This is a genomic window from Bacteroides sp. CAG:633, assembly GCF_000435115.1.
Classification (GTDB): Bacteria; Bacteroidota; Bacteroidia; order Bacteroidales; family Bacteroidaceae; genus Bacteroides; species Bacteroides ndongoniae.
In genome coordinates this window covers 1-219 of sequence record NZ_FR883137.1, presented here as the reverse complement: position 1 = coordinate 219, position 219 = coordinate 1, and the positions used below count along the sequence as shown (strand labels likewise).

At 41.6% G+C, this 219-nt stretch carries 1 pseudogene; it reads left to right on the top strand.

From position 1 onward, the window contains the following. Positions 1 to 219 (top strand): annotated as a pseudogene (locus QVP67_RS15730) (mobilization protein); the annotation flags it as partial.

The window sequence follows — 219 nt, the reverse complement described above, 5'->3', positions numbered from 1 at the left end:
ATTTACCATGCTGTTAAGAACTCATTAAGCAAATCCAGTAGTTGGAAGCAGTTCATATCGGAATTATCCAGGCAAGGAATAATAACGGAGTTCAAATATAGAGGCAGGAGCAATGTTATACAGGGCTTGTCTTTCGCCAAAGACGGTGTTACGTTCAAGGCTTCGGATATTGACAGGAATTTCAGCTACTCCAAGTTGGACAGAATGTTGGGAGAAACC